We start from the raw sequence: 19257 nt of genomic DNA on the forward strand, positions 1-19257 counted from the left end.
GCGCGGCGGTTCGCCGCCAACCCAGCCCTCGACCTTGCGTCGCTCTATCCTGTCCGCATGAAATTCCTGTTCGACCTGTTTCCGGTCATCCTGTTCTTCGTCGCCTTCAAGTTCGCGGGCATCTATGCCGCCACCGGAGTGGCGATCGCCGCCACGGTCGTGCAGATCGGCTGGGTCTGGCTGCGCCATCGCAAGGTCGAGCCGATGCAGTGGGTCAGCCTGGTGATCATCTCCGTGTTTGGCGGCGCCACGCTGCTGCTGCACAACGAGACCTTCATCAAGTGGAAGCCCACCGTGCTGTACTGGCTCTTCGCCGCCACGCTGACGCTGTCGGCACTGATCTGGCGCAAGAACCTGATCCGCGCCATGCTGGGCAAGCAGGTCACCATGCCGGAAGCCGCCTGGGGCAAGCTCAACGCCGCGTGGGCCGCTTTCTTCGCCGTGATGGGCGTGGTCAACCTCTACGTGGCCTACCAGTTCTCCACCGACGCTTGGGTCAACTTCAAGCTGTTCGGCAGCATGGGCCTGATGCTGGTGTTCATCCTGGCGCAAAGCGTCTGGCTGTCCCGCCACATGCAGGAAAACACCACCGAGTAAGCGTCCCGGCGGGCCATGCCCGCCGCGCCTCCCCCAAGATTGACCGCTCCGGCCCCGGCCGGACCCCACCAGGACACGCACCTCAGCCAATGGCCGCCGACCCCGCACAAATCGAAGCCCTGCTGCGCGCAGCCCTCACCCCCTCCAGCGTCGAGGTACGCGACGACAGTGCGCTGCACGCCGGCCATGCCGGCGCCGCGTCCGGTGGCGGGCATTACCACGTCACCATCGTCAGCGCGCAATTTGCCGGCAGCACCCGGGTAGCGCGCCATCGCATGGTGTATGATGCGCTGCGCGATCTATTCCCCACGCAAATCCACGCGCTGGCGGTGACCGCGCTGACTGACCAAGAACTTGAATCCCGCGAAACCTCCCGCGATTCCTCGAGCAACTCTCAGATCTGATTCCATGAAGACCACAGTCCTCTCGTTCAGCCTGGCGGCTGTGCTTGCCGCTGGCAGCTTGCCCGCCCTCGCCCAGAACGCCGCCGTCGTGAATGGCAAGGCGATCCCCTCGGCCAAGCTGGACAAGCTCGTAGCCGGCACCGGACAGCCTCCCAGCGCAGAACTGCGCGACCGTGCCCGCACCATGCTGATCGACCGTGAGCTGCTGCTGCAGGAAGCCAACAAGCGCGGCCTGACCCAGCGCGACGACCTGCAGGAACAACTGGAACAAGCCAAGCTGAACGTGCTGGCCGGTGCCGTGTTCGAAGACTACGTCAAGACCCACGGCGCCAGCGACGACGAACTGCGCAAGCAGTACGACAAGATCAAGTCCCAGTTCGGCAGCGGCAAGGAATACCACGCCCGCCACATCCTGGTCGAGAAGGAAGCCGACGCGCGCGCCATCATCGCCAAGATCAAGGCTGGCGCCAAGTTCGAAGACCTGGCCAAGGCCTCGTCCAAGGACCCGGGCTCCGCAGCCAACGGCGGCGACCTCGACTGGGCCAACAGCAGCAGCTACGTGCCGGAATTCTCGGCCGCCATGACCGCGCTGAAGAAGGGCCAGATGACCGAAACCCCGGTCAAGACCCAGTTCGGCTGGCACATCATCCAGCTCGACGACACGCGCGACGCCAAGATCCCGACGTTCGAGGAAGTCAAGCCGCAGCTGGTGCAGATGCTGATGGGCGACCAGAACTGGCAGCGCGAGCAGTTCCAGGCAATGATGAAGTCGCTCAAGGACAAGGCCAAGATCCAGTAAGTGGATTCAGGCTTGCCGTGACGGGAAAACCGGCGCCGATGGCGCCGGTTTTCATTTGCGCGAGCGGGATAGCGCTGGTTTGCTCCCCTCAGCCCTGAGGGGAGAGGGAGAAACAGCCGTCGTCATGGCGCGCGGCTTTGGCCTGTTCCGCCAAGCGTTCGCAGGTATCCATGCGCTGCGCCCCGCAGTTGCCGCATCAGCCGCGAGAAATCGATCCCCTCCCCCTCATCGATACAAGCATGCGAGATCAGGCCATAGACGATGGCCTGCAGCGTCACCGAGGCCTCCTCGACCACCGCGGCCTGCGGCGCGTCGGCCGCGCTTAGCAGCGCCCGGCTCCACAACGCGACGAACCGCGCATACATCTTCTGGTAAGCCCCGCGCCCCGAATAATGCCGCTCCAGCAGGTAGATCGGGCCCCACCGCTCCGGCGTCTCGCGGTGGTGCTCCGCGTTGACGGCAATCAGCGCGTCCACGATGGCCGCCATCGATTCGCCCCGGCACTGCGCGAGACTCGCATCCATCGCCAGCACGATGCGTTTGGCGCGCAGGTGCAGGCACACCTGCGCCAGCTCTTCCTTGCTGCCGAAGTACTCGTAAAACGTTCCCAGCCCCACCCCGGCCAGGTCAACGATGGCGCGGATCGTCACCTGCGCATAGTCCTGCCCGGCCAAAAGCCGAACAAAGGCCTCCTGGATGGCCAGCGACGTCTGCCACGAGCGCGACTGCATTGGCCTGCGGCGCGGCTTTGCCGGGCCTTTTTGCTGTGGGTTCATGGTGCTCCGAAAGCCGAACATGAAGGCTGGCCATTCTATCTAGAATGACCCTTCGAATCTAACGGGCGGCGGCAAGCCCGGCCAGCCCGGCCCAAGGAGACAGCCCGTCATGAACGCTACCCAAGCTACCCACGCCACCCACGTCATCACCAACCAGGTTCCCGAGCTTAAGGACTACAACCTCTATACCAGCGACCCCGCCATCCGCCGCGCCGTTGCGCGCGCCGGTGCGGGCTGGAACGAGGCGCAGCTCAAGCGCCAGGGCGCGGTGCTCGGCGCCGAGCAAACCATCCGCCACGCCGAAGACGCCAACCGCTACCACCCGGAGTTGCACACGCATTCGCGCATCGGCGAACGCATCGACCAGGTGCGTTTCCATCCCGGCTGGCACGAGATGATGGCCATTGCGCGCCGCAGCGGGCTCGCCAACCTGCCCTTCGCCGATACGCGCCCCTCGGCATGGGCCTCGTATGCGGCCTCGCTGTATATGCACAGCCAGATCGAGTCCGGCTCATTGTGCCCCACCAACATGACCCAGGCCTGCATCCCGGTGCTGCGCAAGGAGCCCGGGCTGTTCGCGCAGTTCGGCGACAAGCTGCTGACCCAGGCCTATGACCCACGCGACATCCCTATCAAGCAAAAGGGTTCGATCAACGTGGGCATGGGCATGACGGAGAAGCAAGGCGGATCGGACGTGCGCGCCAACACTACCCGCGCGGTGGCCAGCCGCGGCGAAGGGCGCGGCGCCGAGTACCTGATCACCGGCCACAAGTGGTTCTTCTCCTCGCCGATGTCGGATGCCCACCTGGTGCTGGCCAATACCGATGCCGGCTCCTCCTGCTTCTTCGTGCCGCGCTGGCGCCCCGACGGCAGCAAGAACCCGATCGAGATACAGCGCCTCAAGGACAAGGTAGGCAACCGTTCCAACTCCAGCAGTGAGGTCGAGTTCCGCGATGCCTGGGGCATTATGGTGGGCGAGGAAGGCCGCGGCATTCCCACCATCCTGGAGATGGCCACGTACAGCCGGCTCAACTGCTCGCTGTCCAGCGCCGGCTTCCTGCGCCAGGCGCTGGTGCAGGCCCTGCACTACGCGCGCCACCGCAGCGCCTTCGGCAAGCCGCTGATCCGCCAGCCGCTGATGATCAGGCTGCTGGCCGACATGGCGCTGGAGGCCGAGGCCGCCATGCTGCTGGCCATGGACCTGGCCACCGCCTTCGAAGCTACCGACGACCCCGCCCGCCTGGCATGGCGCCGCATCCTCACGCCCGCGTCCAAGTTCTGGATCTGCAAGCGCGCGGTGGAGATGACCGGCGAGGCCATGGAAGTCTTCGGCGGCAACGGCTATGTGGAGGATGGCCCCATGGGCCGGCTGTTCCGCGAAGCCCCGGTCAACTCGATCTGGGAAGGCTCCGGCAACGTGATGTGCCTGGACGTGCTGCGCGCCATCGGCCGCAACCCGGACGACTACCTGCGCGTGCTGGACCAGATGAGCACGGTGGGCGCGGGCGAGCCGCGCATCCAGGCCAGCGTGGCCGCGCTGCGTGCGGCGCTGCGCCTGCCCGAAGACGAACAGCAGGCAGAGGCGCGCCGCACCACCACGCGGCTGGTGCTGACCGCCCAGGCCTGCCTGATGCTGCAGCATGGTGAACCGGCTACGGCGCAGGCTTTCCTGGCCAGCCGCTTCGACCCGGAATGGGGCGCCGTGATGGGCATTAGCGCGGGCGGTGGCGACGCCGCGCGCATCCTGGAGATGGCCTGGGCCGCCTGACCCTGCCAGGGCTGCAGGACACGACAAAAACACGACAATGCCACCTCCAGGCGGCACGAGGAGACAAGCCTTGCACCTGGTATCTGCTGCGCGCGGGCCAGGCCGACGGCAGGCGCGACGGCTCCGGTACCAGATAACGGCCCTCAGGCCGCGCAGAGTTCCAATAGCTGCTCGTCGCGAAAGCCCCACTGCGCCGGGTCCTCGAAACCCACGATGGTATCTTCCGCCGCGCTCAGGTCCAGTGTCTCCGGACCAAGGTGCGCAGCCTCGCTCACCGAATAGAACACCTTGACCAGCGGGCGCAGCGGCTCGTTGTCGTTTTGCGCGAAGACCACCGCCAGCCGTCCGGAGCGCAAGCGCAGCACCGTGCCCAGCGGATAGATGCCGATGGACCGGGTAAAGGCCTGGAACACGGTACGGTCGAACAGCGTATCCACCCGCACCGCCATGTACTCCAGCGCCCGCGCTGGCGTCCACGCCTGGTGCCCGGGCCGGTTGGAGGTCAGCGAGTCATAGGTGTCGCACACCGCGGCGATCTTGGCATGCACGCTGATCTCGTTGCCGTGCAGGCCAAACGGATAGCCGCGCCCGTCGATGCGCTCGTGGTGATGCATGCAGACGTCGAGGGGAATATTGCTGTAGAGCTTGGCCTCGTTGAGGATGCGGTAGCCCACCGAAGGATGCCGCTGCACCATCGCCACCTCGGCGGCGGTCATCTCGCCCTGCTTGTGGAGCACGTGCGTGGGCACGGAAATCTTGCCGATATCGTGCACCAGGCCCGCCAGGCCGAGTTGCTGCAACTCGCCCCGGTCCAGGCCGAGCGTGCGTCCAAGCGCGATCATCAGCGCGCAGACCGCGAAGGAATGCAGGTAGGTGTAGTCGTCCCGCACCTTGAGCCGTGCCAGTGCGATCAGGGCCTGCGAATGGCGCGTGAGCGAATTCGAGACGGAATCGACCAGCATCAGCGCGCCCTCGACCTCCAGCGCCCGGCCCATGCGGGCATCGGTGAACATCGAGCCGACCACCGCCTTGCCGCTCTTCATGACTTCCCGGGCCAGCCCGAACTCCACCTCCAGCGGCACGCCCGACTGCGGCACGGCGCCGGCCGGCTCGTCGGCGACGGGCTTCACGTTCAAGGATCCCGTCGCCGCCGGCTGCACGGGCGGCGGCACGCCCTTGCCCTTGAGCAGGTCGATCCAGACCTCCTCGACCTTGGAGGCGATCATCTGGTCGATCTGTTCCCGGCTGTTCACCAGAAACCGGGAGCGCCAGAAAGGATGCTCCAGCCATGGCCCGCCCACCCTGGCCACGAACATCCCGACTTGAAGCTGTTGGGTCTTGATCCGTTTCAGCATGCCAGCTCCTCGCGTACAGATTGAATAAGGCGTGGTCGCTTAACGGCAAGGATGCGGATTACTTTAGGGTTGGCGCAGGCTCTGGTGCGCGTGGCGTCCTCGACGCGGCGGCGCATGTGGATATTCGCAAAAAGCCGGATTCTCGTCGTACACGCAGACGCCGCGGCCGCTCGGCCTCCCTGGCGAAGCAGTTCGCGCCCAGTCGGGAACGCACCGCCGGCAGGCCCGCAGGCATGCAGCTTGGTTATGGCTTTGCCCAGAATCGGCAATTCTCAAGCAAGCGCTTAGCCGGGATACTTGTGCATCGACGCACCCTGCTTGCGACGAACCCCGCGGCAAATCACACAAAATCCGGCCCGTCCACGCGGCGAGGCCAAACCTGGCTTCACAGGAGACCACCATGTTCCGAGCGACCCGCCCCGCCCTGCGGCGTCATCCAGCTTACTGGTGTGCCGCCCGCGCCATCGGCCTGATGCTAGCGTTGCCTGTCTTCTCGCAGCCCAGCGCAGCGCAGGCCTGGCCGGACAAACCGATCCGGCTGGTGGTCAACTTCCCGGCCGGCGGCGCCGCCGACACATTGGCGCGCGGCCTCACCCCCGGGCTGACGGCAGCGCTCAAGCGGCCCGTGGTGGTGGATAACCGCCCCGGCGCCAACGGCATCATGGGCGCCGACGTGGTCGCCAAATCGCCCGCCGATGGCTACACCTTCCTGCTGACCTCGGGCGGCGCCATTGCCATCGACCCCTTCCTGTACACCAAGATGCCTTACGACTCGCAGAGGGATCTGACGCCGGTGGCCTCGGTGGCCTTGGTGCGGGTGTTCCTGCTGGTCCACCCGTCGGTGCCGGCCAGGACGCTCGCCGAGTTCGTCAGCTATCTGCGCGCAAATCCCGGCAAGCTCAGCTTTGGCTCGGCCGGAAACGGCAGCACCCCGCATATCGCCGCCGAGATGTTCAAGCGCGCCGGCAAGCTCGACGCCGTCCATGTGCCCTACAAGGGCGCGGCGCCCGCGCTGAGCGACCTGCTCTCCGGCCAGGTGCAGTTCATGTTCGATCCCGGTCCCGGCCTGCAGCACGTGGCCGCCGGCAAATTGCGGCTGCTGGCAGTGGCCAGCGGCAAGCGCGCTGCCCAGTATCCCGACGTGCCCACGCTGGCCGAAGCCGGGCTGCCAGGCGTGAACGGCGATTCCACGTTCGGCGTCTATGCGCCGGCCGGGACGCCACGCGCCGTTGTCGAGAGAATGAACAAGGAGATCAACCAGGCGGTGGCCGCGAACGTGCTGCAGGACAGCGTCAATCGCATGGGCGGTGCCGTGGCGCCGCTTTCGATCCAGGCGTTTGCCGAGCGGCAGGATGCGGATCGGGCGCGCTATGGGAGCTTTATCAAGGCGGCCGGGATGACATTGGACTGACGTTGGCGCGAGCCCCGAGCGCGCTCCATGGCGCCCGGGGCTCGCCGACTCCCGCATGCACGGATGGAGGCCCGCGAGTCGCCCTTCAACCCTTACGCTGGCCCTTGCCGGCAGCGGCTTTCCCATGTGTCCGGCTGGCGGCAGGTTGCGGCGCGGCCTGCGTCTCCCCGGCCTGGGCGGACTTCATGAAGCGGCTTTCGCTGGTCATCACGCCGACAATCCGGGCGAGCTGGCGGCTCAGGCTGATATAGGCGTGGCCCATGCGGGCATCGAAGTACAGCGAATCGCCGCGCGCCAGATGCACCCGCTCGCCGCCGTCGAAATGCACCTCGATCTCGCCGGAGAGTACGTACACGAACTCCTCGCCGGGATGGCGCGCGAAATCCTCGGGCCCCGAGATGCGGCGCGCGTGCACGGTGCTGACCACCGGAATCATCTGCTTTCCCACCGCCTCGGTGCCGAGGAATTCATAGGAAAACGCCACGCCCCGGTAGGTCACGCCCTCGCCGGCCCGCGTCACGACGGGCCCCTGGAACGGCGCCGTCTTCGCGCCGGCGCCCGCGAACATCGAGCCCATGTCCATCTGCAGCGCCTTGCCCAGCGCGGCAAAATTCTCGTAGCCCAATGCCAGCTGCCCGCGCTCCGCGCGCGAGATGGTGGTGATCGAGACGCCTGACAGTTCGGCGAGATGCGCCAGCGTCCAGCCAAAGGCTTTGCGCGCACTGCGCAGACGCTTGCCAAAGGTCTCGCGGTCGAGCGTGCGCGACTCGTCGCTGCCGTCGTTGCCGCGCTCCTGGGCGATGTGTGTTTTCAAGCCTGCGTCCTTTTTTCCGTTGGAGCGGATGCTATCAGACGGCGCAGCCGGGTACATCCCATGCGGCTCACTTTAGCGCAAAATTTGCGTATCCGCAATTTGCATATTCGCAAATTCTTGAATACACTCACTCGCATTCCAAAGCACGAGCACCCGGTCAGGGCGCTCAGCCTCCCCGACATCCATGTGCACAATTCACGCCACTCCGCCGATTTCAGCTGACTTCCTCATCATCGGGGGCGGCATTGCCGGTGCGTCCGTCGCGCACTGGCTCGCACCGCATGGCCGCGTCATCGTGCTCGAGCGCGAAGCGCAGCCCGGCTACCACTCGACCGGCCGCTCGGCGGCGCTGTTCATGGAAAGCTACGGCACCACGCAGGTACGCGCGCTGACGATGGCAAGCCGCGCCTTCCTGCAAGATCCGCCGCCGGGCTTTGCCACGCATCCACTGCTGACGCCGCGCGGCGCGCTCATGATCGCCGGCCCTGGGCAGTTGCCCCTGCTCGAAGCGCACTGGGAGGTACTGCGCGCCATCGCGCCCGATGCGCGCCTGCTGACCACCGAGGAAGCCTGCGAGCGCGTGCCCGTGCTGCGGGCGGAACAAGTGCTGGGCGCCGTGTACGAGCCCGACGCCGCCGACATGGACGTGCACGCCATCCACCAGGGCTACCTGCGCGGCATGCGCCAGGCCGGCGGCAAGCTGGTGTGCGATGCCGAAGTCGCAGCCATTGCACGAGTACAAGACCACTGGCGTGTTGAGGCCGGCGGGGTGGCGTACGAAGCCCCCGTGCTGCTCAATGCCGCCGGCGCCTGGGTCGACGTGATTGCCCGGCTGGCCGGCGTGCAGCCGCTGGGGATCGAGCCCCGCCGCCGCTCGGCCTTTATCTTCGCGCCGCCCGCGGACGTGGACACGAGCGGCTGGCCGATGGTCTTCGGCGCCGGCGAGGACTGGTACTTCAAGCCCGACGCCGGCATGTTGCTGGGTTCGCCGGCCAACGCCGATCCGGTCGAGCCGCAGGACATCCAGCCCGAAGAGATGGATATCGCGCTGGCGATCCATCGCATCGAGGAAGCCACCGCGCTCTCGATCCGCCGGCCCATCCGCACCTGGGCCGGGCTGCGCTCCTTCGTCGCCGACGGCGACCTCGTGGGCGGCTTCGACGACGCGGCGCCCGGCTTTTTCTGGGTCGCTGCCCAGGGCGGCTACGGCATCCAGACCTCGGCCGCCATGGGCGAGACTTGCGCCGCGCTGGCGCGCGGCCTGCCGGTGCCTGCCCATCCCGCGTCGTTCGGCCTGACCGCCGAAATGCTGGGGCCCGCGCGGCTGCGCCGCCTGGCTGCATCGACCTGAATTGCGTCTGCCCCCCAACCGCCAATCGGCTAACAGACCAGGAGCTCATCACCGTGCGTGTCTTCAGTGCCTCCCTCGCCACCGAAACCAATACCTTCGGGCCGATGCCCACCGGCCTCTCGTCCTTCAAGGACCGCGGCTACTTCCCGGCCGGCCAGCATCCCGACCAGATGACGTTCTTCTCAGGCCCGCTGTGGGCCGCCCGGCTGCGCGGCAAGGAACGCGGCTGGCAGTTGTGCGAAGGCGTGGTGGCCGGCGCGCAGCCCAGCGGCACGACCACGCGCCATGCCTACGAAACCCTGCGCGAGGAACTGCTGGCCGACCTGCGCGCGGCGCTGCCCGTGGACATGGTGCTGCTCGGCCTGCACGGCGCGATGGTGGCCGATGGCTACGATGACTGCGAAGGCGACCTGCTGCAGCGCGTGCGCGCCATCGTCGGGCCCGAGGTGGTGATCGGCGCGGAACTTGATCCGCACAGCCACCTGACGCCGGAGATGGTCGAGCACGCCGACGTGCTGATCGCCTTCAAGGAATACCCGCACACCGACGTGCTGGAGCGCGCCCTGGAACTGGTCGACCTGTGCGCGGCCAAGGTGCAAGGCAAGGTCCGCCCCGTGGCTGCCGTGGTCGACTGCGAGATGATCGTCACCGTTCATACCTCGCGCGAGCCAGCACGCGGCTTCGTGGACCGCATCCAGTCGCTGGAAGGCCGGGACGGCGTGCTGTCAGTCTCCATTGCGCATGGCTTCTCGTGGGGAGACGTGCCCGGGATGGGCACCAAGGTACTGGTCTACACCGATGGCAACCAGGCCCAGGCCGATGCGCTGGCCCGCCAGCTGGCCGACGAACTGATCGGCATGCGCGAGGCGCTCACGGTGCGCTATCCGGACATCGACACTTCGCTCGACGAGGCCCTGGACTTCAACGGCGGCCCGGTGGTACTGGCAGACGGCGCCGACAATCCCGGGGGCGGCGCGGCGAGCGACTCCACCTTTATCCTGCGCCGCATGATCGAGCGCGGCATCGACAACGCCGCCATTGGTCCACTGTGGGACCCGATCGCGGTGCGCATCGCCTTCGACGCGGGCGTGGGCGCGCGCCTGGCAATGCGCATCGGCGGCAAGATCAGCCCCCTCTCCGGCGATCCGCTGGACCTGGACTGCACCGTCAAGGCGCTGCTGCCCGACATGGTGATGACCGGCCTGTCGAACACGCCGGTGCAGATGGGCGATTGCGCGCTGGTGCAAGCCAACGGCATCGACATCGTGCTGATCACGCTGCGCAACCAGGCGATGGGCACGGACCTCTTCACGCAACTGGGCTGCGACCTTGCGCGCAAGAAAATCATCGTGGTCAAGTCGTCGCAGCATTTCTACGCCTCCTTCTCGAAGGTGGCGAAGCGCGTGATCTACGCGGGCGCCCCCGGCGCCGTGACGCTCGACCTCACGACCCTGCCCTACCGCAAGGTGCGCCGGCCCAAGTGGCCGCTCGACGTCGCCGCGGCCTGAGCGCCGCCTGCCTGTTGGCAACGACAAAGACGACAACAACGACAATAACGACAACGGAGACCCGCAGATGACACTGAATCGTCCCCTGTTCGCCGCCCTCGCGGCGAGCGTCCTCGCCCTGGCGGGCGCCGCCAGCCTTCCCGCGCTGGCGCAGACCAAGACCCTCAAGGTCGTGGCCCATGCCGACCTGAAGATCCTCGACCCGACCTTCACCACCGCCTACATCACGCGCAACTTCGGCTACATGGTGTACGACACGCTGTTCGCGCAGGACGCGAGCGGCAAGCCGCAACCGCAGATGGTGGAGAAGTACAGCAGTTCCAAGGACGGCAAGCAGTGGAGCTTCACCCTGCGTCCCGGCCTCAAATTCTCGGACGGCAGCCCGGTCACCTCGGCCGACGCCGTCGCCTCGTTGCAGCGCTGGGGGGCGCGCGACAGCCTGGGCCGCGCCATGGGAGACGCCGGTGCCGAGTGGAAGGCGGCCGACGCGCGCAATTTCACGCTCACGCTCAAGGAGCCCTTCGGCATGGTGCTCGATGCGCTGGCCAAGCCATCGGGCTTTCCGCCAGTGATCCTGCCGGAGCGGCTGGCCAAGATGCCGGCCACCTCGCCTCTGCCCGAGGTGATGGGCTCCGGCCCCTTCGTCTTCAAGCGCGACGAATGGGTGCCGGGCAACAAGGCGGTCTTCGTGCGCAACCCGAACTACGTGGCGCGCAGCGAACCAGCGAGCGGTCTTGCCGGCAGCAAGAAGAGCCAGTTCGACCGCGTCGAATGGCTCTACCTGCCGGACGCCAACAGCGCCATCGCGGCGCTCAAGCGCGGAGAGGTCGACCTGGTCGAACAGGTGCCGCCGGACTACATCGCCCCGTTGCGAGCCGACACCAGCATCAAGATCGGCTCGGGCGGCGCCTACCAGGGCGTGCTGGTGATGAACCAGTTGCATCCGCCCTTCAATAATCCGAAGGTGCGCCAGGCCTTCCTGCAAGCGGTGAGCCAGGAACGCTTCACCGCGGCCATGGGGTATCCGCTCGACATGCGGATGAACTACTGCGCCACCTATTTCATCTGCGGCGGCTCCAACGATACGACGGCCGGCGCCGAGCCGTACCGCAAGGCCGACCTGGCGCGCGCCAAGCAGTTGCTGGGCGCGGCCGGCTACAAGGGCGAGAAGGTGGTGGTGCTGGTGCCGACCGACGTGCCTCAGCTCAACGCCGAGGCCCTGATGGCGGCGCAGACCATGCGCAGCATGGGCATGAACGTCGACATGCAGAACATGGACTGGGCCTCCATCGGCGCGCGCCGTGCCAAGCGCGATGCGCCCGAGGCCGGCGGCTGGAACATGTACGTGACGGTGGCGGGCGAGTTCGATTCGAATTCGCCGATCACCAACGCCTACCTCAGCGCCGCCTGCGGCAACAGCCTGCCCGGCTGGCCCTGCGACAAGCCGCTCGATGAACTGCGCACCGCCTGGATCCGCGAGACCGTGCCGGCCAGGCGCAAGGAATTGCTCGATGCTTTCCAGAAGCGCGCCTATGAGGCCGTGCCCTATGTGAAAGCCGGCCAGTACTCGGCGGCCTTCGCGGCGCGCGCCAGCCTCAAGGGCGTCGACAAGCTGTGGGCCGGCATGCCCACGGTCTGGATGCTCGACAAATAAGGGGCATCGGACTTTCGTGTGGGTCGCCGGGCGAAGCCGGCGCAGGCGTAGCAAGAGCTCGCGTGCAATCTCGCGCAGGTGTAGCTCCCCTCTCCCGCGCAGCGGGAGAGGGGTTGGGGGAGAGGGCGGGCGTACGCAAGAGCGAGGCGCATCACGTTGAGCGAGCGTCCACCCTCTCCCCCGGCCCCTCTCCCATTTAATGGGAGAGGGGAGCAAACCAGCGCATTGCATCGTGTCGCTCTCGCTCGGATGGAGGACGCACACGAAAGTCCGAATGGCCACAAATATGGACGAGCACGATCAACCGAGGAGACACGAACGACCATGAGCTACCTGCTCCGACGCCTGGCCGCGACGCTACCCGTGATGGCGGTGGTAGCCATCGTGGTGTTCCTGCTGATCCACTTGTCGCCGGGCGACCCGGCCGCGCTGATCGCGGGCGACCTTGCCACAGTCGATGACATCGCCAAACTGCGCGGCGCGCTGGGCCTGGACCTGCCGCTGTGGCGGCAGTTCGTGTTGTGGCTCGGCCGGCTCGCGACCGGCGATCTCGGCACCTCTATCTTCACCCAGGTGCCGGTGGCCCGGTTGCTGGCGCAGCGGCTGGAGCCCACGGCCTCCATCGCCGCGCTGACCATGCTGTTGACCTTGCTGGTGGCGGTGCCGCTGGGCACGCTCGCCGCCTACCGCACCGGCAGCTGGATCGACCGGCTGGTGATGCTGTTCGCGGTACTGGCGTTTTCGCTGCCGGTGTTCCTGGTGGGCTACCTGCTGGTCTATGCCTTTGCCATCCAGCTGCCGTGGTTCCCGGTGCAGGGCTATGCGCGCTTTGCCGATGGTCCTGGCGAGTGGCTGCGCAGCCTGGTCCTGCCCTGCGTCAACCTGGCCCTGGTCTATATCGCGCTGGTGACCCGCATGACACGCGCCACCGTGCTTGAGGTGCTGCACGAGGACTACATCCGCACTGCGCGCGCCAAGGGCCTGGGCGTGCTGCCGGTGCTGGGCCATGCGCTGCGCAACGCCGCGATCCCGATCGCCACCACGATCGGCATGGGCATCGCGCTGCTGATCGGCGGCGTGGTCGTCACCGAGACCGTGTTCGCCATCCCGGGCATTGGCCGCCTGGTGGTCGACTCGGTGCAGCGCCACGACTATCCGGTGATCCAGAGCGTGCTGTTGATCTCGGCCGGTGTCTACGTGCTGATCAACCTGATGATCGACCTGAGCTACCGCCTGTTCGATCCGCGCATCAAGTACTGACATCCTGTGCCAACCCCATCCTTGCCGCGAGACCTGCCGCCATGTCCACCTCCCTGCCCGTGACCGATGGCGCCGCCCCTAGCGCGGCGGTGCCGGAGGACGCCCCCTTCGTGCTGCCGCGCTGGCACTGGGCGCGCAAGCACCCCACGCTGATCGTCGGCGCGCTGTTGCTGGCCGCGATTGCCGTGCTCTCCATCGGCGCACCCTGGATCGCCACCTTCGACCCCCAGGATATTGATCCGCTGGCACGCATGCAGCCGCCTTCGGCCGAGCACTGGTTCGGCACCGATGCGCTCGGCCGCGATGTGTTCAGCCGCGCGGTCTGGGGCGGGCGCGTCTCGATGGTCGTCGGCCTGTCGGTCGGCCTGCTCGCGACCGTGTTCGGCGTGCTGCTCGGCCTCGCCGCGGGCTTCGTGCGCTGGGCCGATTCCTTCGTGATGCGCGTGATGGACGGCTTGATGGCCATCCCCGGCATCCTGCTGGCGATCGCGCTGATGGCCGTCACGCAGGCCAGCCTGACCGCGGTGATCGTCGCCATCACCATCCCCGAAGTCCCGCGCGTGGTGCGGCTGGTGCGCTCGCTGGCGCTCACGCTGCGCGAGCAGCTCTACGTCGAGGCGGCGCATGCGGTGGGCACCCGCCTGCCGGTGATCCTGGCGCGCCATGTGGTGCCCAATATGGTGGCGCCGCTAATCGTGCAAGCCACCTTCGTCGCCGCCGCCGCCGTGCTGACGGAAGCGGCGCTGTCCTTCCTCGGGGTAGGCGTCCCGGGGCAAACACCAAGCTGGGGCAACATGATGGCCGAGGGCCGCAATTTCGTGGCAGTGGCGTTCCACATCATCCTTTACCCCGGCATCCTGCTGGCCGCGACGGTGCTGGCGATCAACCTGCTCGGCGACGGCTTGCGCGATGCGCTCGATCCGCGCCTGGCGCGGCAACTCTGAACCCGTGAGCCCATCAATGACGATGACGATGTCCCGCGTTGCCCTGGCCACCGGCGAGCCGCTGCTGGAAGTAGACGACCTCCGCACCCATTTCGACACGCTTACCGGCCCGGCCCGCTCGGTCAACGGTGTCTCGTACACCGTGCGCGCCGGCCAGACGCTTGGCGTGGTCGGCGAGTCCGGCTGCGGCAAGAGCGTGACGGCGCTGTCGATCATGCGGCTGCTGCCCACGCCGCCGGCACGCATCCGCGGCGCCGTGCGGCTGCGCGGCACCGACCTGCTGCAGCTCAGCGAGCGCGAGATGCGCCGCATCCGCGGCAACCGCGTCTCGATGATCTTCCAGGAGCCGATGACCTCGCTGAACCCGGTGCTCACGATCGGCCGGCAGATTGCCGAGACTGTGCAGCTGCACCAGGGTGCAAGCCGTGCCGATGCGCTCAAGCGCGCGGTGGAAATGCTCAGGCTGGTGCAGATCCCCGAGCCCGAGCGCCGCGTCAACGAATACCCGCACCAGCTCTCCGGGGGCATGCGCCAGCGCGTGATGATCGCGCTGGCGCTGGCCTGCAACCCCGAGGTGCTGATCGCCGACGAGCCCACCACCGCGCTCGACGTGACCATCCAGGCCCAGATCCTGGACCTGATCCGCCGCCTGCAGAAAGAGCTAGGCATGGGCGTGGTGATGATCACGCACGACCTCGGCGTGGTGGCGGAATGCTGCGACCGCGTGATCGTGATGTACGCCGGGCGCAAGGTCGAGGAAGCCGGCGTCATCGACCTGTTCGACCGCCCGCTGCACCCCTACACCCGCGCGCTGATGGCCTCGATGCCCTCGATGAACACCAGCAGCCAGCGCCTGGCCGAAATCCCCGGCCTGGTGCCATCGCCGCAGGAGGCGCGCCGCGGCTGCGCGTTCGCGGCGCGCTGCCCGCATGCCGACACGCGCTGCGCGCGCGAGACTCCGCAACTCACGCGCCAAGGCGGCGACCATGCGGTGGCCTGCTTCGCGGTCGAGGAAGGCCGCATCGAACGCAACCCGCTAGCCCAGGAAGCCATCGCATGAGCACCACCACCGCAACGCCATCGCCTCTCCTCAAGGTCGACCGGCTCAAGAAGCACTACATCGCGCCGCAGCGCTGGCTGGCGCCGCGCAAGCCGCCTATCCAGGCGGTGGACGGCGTCTCCTTCACCGTCGAGCGCGGCGAGACGCTCTCGCTGGTCGGCGAATCCGGCTGCGGCAAGACCACCACCGCCAAGTCGGTGCTGCGCCTGGTCGAGCCCACGTCCGGCTCGGTGCAGCTCGACGGCGAGGAACTGCTGGGCCTGACCGCGAGCGCCATGCGGCTGCGCCGGCGCGATCTGCAGATCATCTTCCAGGACCCCTACGCTTCGCTAAGCCCGCGCCTGACGGCCGGCGAGATCGTCAGCGAGCCGCTGCGCAATTTCGGCATGCATTCGCGTGCCGAGCGCGCTGAACGCGTGCAGTGGCTGTTCAGCAAGGTCGGCTTGCGGCCCGAGGCGGTCAGGAAATTCCCGCACGAATTCTCGGGCGGCCAGCGGCAGCGGCTGGGCATCGCGCGCGCGCTCGCGCTCAACCCCAAGCTGATCGTCTGCGACGAACCGGTATCGGCGCTCGACGTCTCGGTACAGGCGCAGGTGGTCAACCTGCTGATGGACCTGCAGGCCGAGTTCGGCATCGCCTACCTGTTCGTCGCGCACGACCTGGCGGTGGTGCGCCACATCAGCCACCGGGTCGCCGTGATGTACCTGGGCCAGATCGTCGAGCTGGCCGAGCGCGACACCTTGCTCAGCGCGCCGTGCCACCCGTACACGGAGATCCTGCTGTCCGCAGTGCCCGTGCCCAACCCGCGCACGCCGGCCCGGCGCCTGTTGCTGCAGGGCGATCCGCCCAGTCCGGCCAACCCGCCGCCTGGCTGCCGCTTTCACACGCGCTGCCCGCTGGCGCAGGCCGTGTGCAAGGAACAGGCGCCCGCGCTCACCGAACGGCCTTCCACCACCGGCAGCCATCAGGTGGCCTGCCATTTCCGCTGACCGACTCGTTCCATCCCAAGAAAGGAATCCGATGTCCGACCCTACTTCCACGCACTACGACCTGCTCATCGTTGGCGGTACCGTGATCGACGGCAGCAAGGCACCCCGCTTTGGCGCCGATATCGGCGTGCGCGGCGGCCGCATCGCGGCGATCGGCAACCTGGCAGGCCACACGGCCGACCGCACGCTCGACGCCGGGGACCGCATCGTCGCCCCGGGTTTCATCGATGCGCACACGCATGACGACCAAGCCGTGTTGTCGCAAGCCGCCATGCCCTTCAAGATCTCCCAGGGCGTGACCACCGTGATCGCCGGCAACTGCGGCGTCAGCGCCGCGCCCCTGCGCGCCGACATGGACCTGCCCATGCCGCTGAGCCTGATCGATTCGCCGGCCGAGGGCCGCTTCACCACCTTCGCGGCCTACCTCGATGCGCTGCGCGCCACGCCAAGCTCGGTCAACGTGGCAGCGATGGTCGGCCATTCGACGCTGCGCGCGGTTACCATGGCGGCGCTCGACCGGCCAGCGAACGCCGACGAGATCGCTGCCATGCAGGCGCTGGTCGAAGAAGCCATGCAGGCCGGCGCCATCGGCCTGTCGACGGGCACCTTCTACCCGCCCGCCGCCAAGGCTACGACCGAGGAAATCATCGAGGTCTGCCGGCCGCTCAGCGCGCGCAAGGCGCTCTACGTCACGCATATGCGCGACGAGTCCGACCACGTCATGCAATCGCTCGAAGAGACCTTCCGCATCGGCCGCGAGCTCGACGTGCCGGTGGTGGTGTCGCACCACAAGCTGCAGAACACGGCGAACTTCGGCAGGAGCCAGGTCACGCTGCCCTTCATCCGCGAGACCATGAAGCACCAGTGCGTCTCGCTCGACTGCTACCCGTACACGGCGGGTTCCACCATGATCCGCACGGACCGCGGCATGCTCGAAGGCCGGGTGCTGATCGCCACCAGCCAGCCGCACCCCGAATGCGCGGGCCGCGATCTGGACGACATCGCCAGGGAATGGGGCGTGGCCAAGGACGAAGCCGCGCGCCGCCTGCAGCCGGGCAGCGCGGTCTACTTCCTGATGGACGAGAACGACGTGCAGCGCATCCTCGCCTTCGACGAAACCATGATCGGCTCCGATGGCATTCCCGTCGGCGAAAGCCCGCATCCGCGCCTGTGGGGCACCTTCCCCCGCGTACTGGGCCACTACTGCCGCGAGATCGGCCTGTTCCCGCTGGAGACGGCGGTCTGGAAGATGACCGGCCTGACGGCGCGCAACTTCGGCCTGCATCAACGCGGCACGCTCGAAGTGGGCCACCATGCCGACATCGTCATCTTCGATGCCGCAAACGTGCGCGATGCCGCCAGCTACGAAACCCCCACCCGCCCGGCCGAAGGCATCGACACCGTGATCGTCAACGGCACGGTGACGTGGCAGCACGGCGCGCACAGCGGGGCGCGCAACGGGCAGGTCATCACCCGGCAAGCCACGCCATAAGGCGCAAAGCGCGTTGCTTACGCTTGCTTGCGGACCGCCGCCACCGCCTTGATCTCGATCACGAGTTCCGGGCGGGCGAGCGCGGCCACGCCCAGGATCGTCCACGCGGGAAAGTCCGATTTGATGAACCGTTCCTTCACGGCGCGGAAATCGGCAAGCTGTTCGCCCACATTCACGTGGTACGACCCAGTTCCACCAGGTCAGTAAAGTCGAGCCCGAGATGCCCGAGAATGGCTTCCAGGCGCCCGAATGCCAGTTCGATCTGCTCCTTGGGCGTTTCCCCGATGGAGCCATCGGCGCGCATGCCGACCTGACCGGCGATGAACGCCAGCCCGTTCGCGGTGACCGCTGGGGAGTACTGGAAGAGGTCGAATACTCGGTTGCTGCCGAAAGCAGGATCATTCTCGGGAAGACGAAGACGCTCGATATGACTCATTGCCCATCCTTGACAACAATTGTTGTAGTTTAGCTACTCACATGCTGATTGGCGCGCCTGGCTGCTGCGGAGCCATTATGCCGACGGCACGCAGCAGCGTTGATGCGTCGGCGCTGCCACGTAGCCGACACCACTTGTTGCCCTGCCATCACCCACGCGCCAACTTGTCAACCCGCCCGAATATCCAGCCAACGCCCTCGGGCATTCGTCCCAAGGCGCGGCCGCACGGCTACAATGGCCCGCCACTCGCTTGCCGTTCACACCATGTCCACAACGTACACGCTTGTCGGAATCGCGCGCGCCAAGGCTCACCGCCGTGAGGTCCTGGTTGCCAAGCTGGCCGCGCTGCGCCTGCGCGGCGCCATGGAACCCGGCTGCCTGCGCTACCACGTGGGGGAAGACGCCGAGGATGCCGAGGTGTTCGTGCTCTACATGGAATGGAATTCCAGGCACGCGCTTGAATCGCACCTCAACAGCGAGTATGTGCGTGACTTTCACGCCACCCGGCAGGATTTCCTGGAAGGGGATATCAATTTCCGGTGGTTGAACGCTGCCTGACAGTCGCCCCCGGCCGTGGTCAAGAAGTAAGTCAAAATACGCTTTTACAGCGAAAGCCGAGCCTTTCCCGACTCTGGGCTC

19 protein-coding genes are annotated in these 19257 nt (G+C 67.1%); 14 read left to right on the forward strand and 5 right to left on the reverse strand.

What is annotated here, in order from left to right; all coding sequences use genetic code 11:
- Positions 1-57: 57 nt before the first annotated feature.
- The 3 genes from ACGLHR_RS07705 to ACGLHR_RS07715 all read left to right on the forward strand — a co-directional run bounded on the left by ACGLHR_RS07705 (position 58) and on the right by ACGLHR_RS07715 (position 1800).
- The gene (locus ACGLHR_RS07705; RefSeq protein ID WP_267603143.1) at positions 58-597 is read left to right on the forward strand and encodes a septation protein A; all 540 of its coding nucleotides are present in this window, start codon (positions 58-60) and stop codon (positions 595-597) included.
- An 89-nt stretch (positions 598-686) separates the two neighbouring features.
- Positions 687-1001 (forward strand): BolA family transcriptional regulator, encoded by a 315-nt coding sequence (locus ACGLHR_RS07710; protein ID WP_318235869.1) that lies wholly within the window; start codon positions 687-689, stop codon positions 999-1001.
- A 4-nt stretch (positions 1002-1005) separates the two neighbouring features.
- Positions 1006-1800 carry a peptidylprolyl isomerase gene (locus tag ACGLHR_RS07715; RefSeq protein WP_267603145.1) on the forward strand — a complete coding sequence of 265 codons (795 nt, stop codon included), beginning with the start codon at positions 1006-1008 and terminating at the stop codon, positions 1798-1800.
- A 122-nt stretch (positions 1801-1922) separates the two neighbouring features.
- Here the strand turns inward: ACGLHR_RS07715 and ACGLHR_RS07720 are convergent, their stop codons facing one another.
- Complete coding sequence (locus tag ACGLHR_RS07720; RefSeq protein ID WP_400093029.1) at positions 1923-2576, reverse strand: TetR/AcrR family transcriptional regulator; 654 nt, start codon at positions 2574-2576, stop codon at positions 1923-1925.
- A 109-nt stretch (positions 2577-2685) separates the two neighbouring features.
- Here ACGLHR_RS07720 and ACGLHR_RS07725 point away from each other — a divergent pair, with 109 nt between their 5' ends.
- A complete protein-coding gene (locus ACGLHR_RS07725; RefSeq protein WP_400093031.1) occupies positions 2686-4344 on the forward strand; it encodes an acyl-CoA dehydrogenase family protein in 1659 nt (552 codons plus the stop codon).
- A gap of 143 nt (positions 4345-4487) precedes the next feature.
- Here ACGLHR_RS07725 and ACGLHR_RS07730 read toward each other — a convergent pair whose 3' ends face one another.
- The gene (locus ACGLHR_RS07730; protein WP_400093032.1) at positions 4488-5699 is read right to left on the reverse strand and encodes an HD-GYP domain-containing protein; all 1212 of its coding nucleotides are present in this window, start codon (positions 5697-5699) and stop codon (positions 4488-4490) included.
- A gap of 472 nt (positions 5700-6171) precedes the next feature.
- Between ACGLHR_RS07730 and ACGLHR_RS07735 the strand changes: the two genes are divergently transcribed.
- Positions 6172-7110 (forward strand): Bug family tripartite tricarboxylate transporter substrate binding protein, encoded by a 939-nt coding sequence (locus ACGLHR_RS07735; RefSeq protein ID WP_400093089.1) that lies wholly within the window; start codon positions 6172-6174, stop codon positions 7108-7110.
- A gap of 85 nt (positions 7111-7195) precedes the next feature.
- Here the strand turns inward: ACGLHR_RS07735 and ACGLHR_RS07740 are convergent, their stop codons facing one another.
- Positions 7196-7924 carry a helix-turn-helix domain-containing protein gene (locus ACGLHR_RS07740; RefSeq protein ID WP_400093033.1) on the reverse strand — a complete coding sequence of 243 codons (729 nt, stop codon included), beginning with the start codon at positions 7922-7924 and terminating at the stop codon, positions 7196-7198.
- Positions 7925-8108: 184 nt separating this feature from the next.
- On the opposite strand from ACGLHR_RS07740, the gene ACGLHR_RS07745 reads away from it, so the two are divergent.
- The 8 genes from ACGLHR_RS07745 (at position 8109) to ACGLHR_RS07780 (ending at position 18182) form a co-directional block, all read left to right on the forward strand.
- Entirely contained in the window at positions 8109-9275 is a 1167-nt protein-coding gene (locus ACGLHR_RS07745) for an NAD(P)/FAD-dependent oxidoreductase (protein WP_400093035.1), read from the forward strand.
- 53 nt (positions 9276-9328) lie between these two features.
- Entirely contained in the window at positions 9329-10783 is a 1455-nt protein-coding gene (locus ACGLHR_RS07750; protein WP_400093037.1) for a M81 family metallopeptidase, read from the forward strand.
- A gap of 67 nt (positions 10784-10850) precedes the next feature.
- Positions 10851-12437, forward strand: coding sequence for an ABC transporter substrate-binding protein (locus ACGLHR_RS07755; RefSeq protein WP_400093038.1), 1587 nt, complete (start codon positions 10851-10853; stop codon positions 12435-12437).
- A gap of 324 nt (positions 12438-12761) precedes the next feature.
- Entirely contained in the window at positions 12762-13697 is a 936-nt protein-coding gene (locus ACGLHR_RS07760) for an ABC transporter permease (protein ID WP_400093039.1), read from the forward strand.
- Positions 13698-13738: 41 nt separating this feature from the next.
- Entirely contained in the window at positions 13739-14641 is a 903-nt protein-coding gene (locus tag ACGLHR_RS07765) for an ABC transporter permease (RefSeq protein ID WP_400093041.1), read from the forward strand.
- 16 nt (positions 14642-14657) lie between these two features.
- Positions 14658-15701: an ABC transporter ATP-binding protein gene (locus tag ACGLHR_RS07770; RefSeq protein ID WP_400093043.1), complete on the forward strand. Its 1044-nt coding sequence runs from the start codon at positions 14658-14660 to the stop codon at positions 15699-15701.
- Entirely contained in the window at positions 15698-16690 is a 993-nt protein-coding gene (locus tag ACGLHR_RS07775; protein ID WP_400093044.1) for an ABC transporter ATP-binding protein, read from the forward strand. Before ACGLHR_RS07770 ends, ACGLHR_RS07775 begins: the two co-directional genes overlap by 4 nt.
- A gap of 31 nt (positions 16691-16721) precedes the next feature.
- Complete coding sequence (locus tag ACGLHR_RS07780) at positions 16722-18182, forward strand: amidohydrolase family protein (RefSeq protein WP_400093045.1); 1461 nt, start codon at positions 16722-16724, stop codon at positions 18180-18182.
- Between the two features lie 17 nt (positions 18183-18199).
- Here ACGLHR_RS07780 and ACGLHR_RS07785 read toward each other — a convergent pair whose 3' ends face one another.
- Positions 18200-18352 carry a hypothetical protein gene (locus ACGLHR_RS07785; RefSeq protein ID WP_400093046.1) on the reverse strand — a complete coding sequence of 51 codons (153 nt, stop codon included), beginning with the start codon at positions 18350-18352 and terminating at the stop codon, positions 18200-18202.
- Between the two features lie 2 nt (positions 18353-18354).
- Entirely contained in the window at positions 18355-18618 is a 264-nt protein-coding gene (locus ACGLHR_RS07790) for a Rid family hydrolase (protein ID WP_400093047.1), read from the reverse strand.
- Positions 18619-18882: 264 nt separating this feature from the next.
- On the opposite strand from ACGLHR_RS07790, the gene ACGLHR_RS07795 reads away from it, so the two are divergent.
- Positions 18883-19176 carry an antibiotic biosynthesis monooxygenase gene (locus ACGLHR_RS07795; protein WP_318235855.1) on the forward strand — a complete coding sequence of 98 codons (294 nt, stop codon included), beginning with the start codon at positions 18883-18885 and terminating at the stop codon, positions 19174-19176.
- Positions 19177-19257 lie beyond the last annotated feature (81 nt).

Source organism: Cupriavidus sp. CuC1 (assembly GCF_044627735.1).
Lineage (GTDB): Bacteria > Pseudomonadota > Gammaproteobacteria > Burkholderiales > Burkholderiaceae > Cupriavidus > Cupriavidus ulmosensis.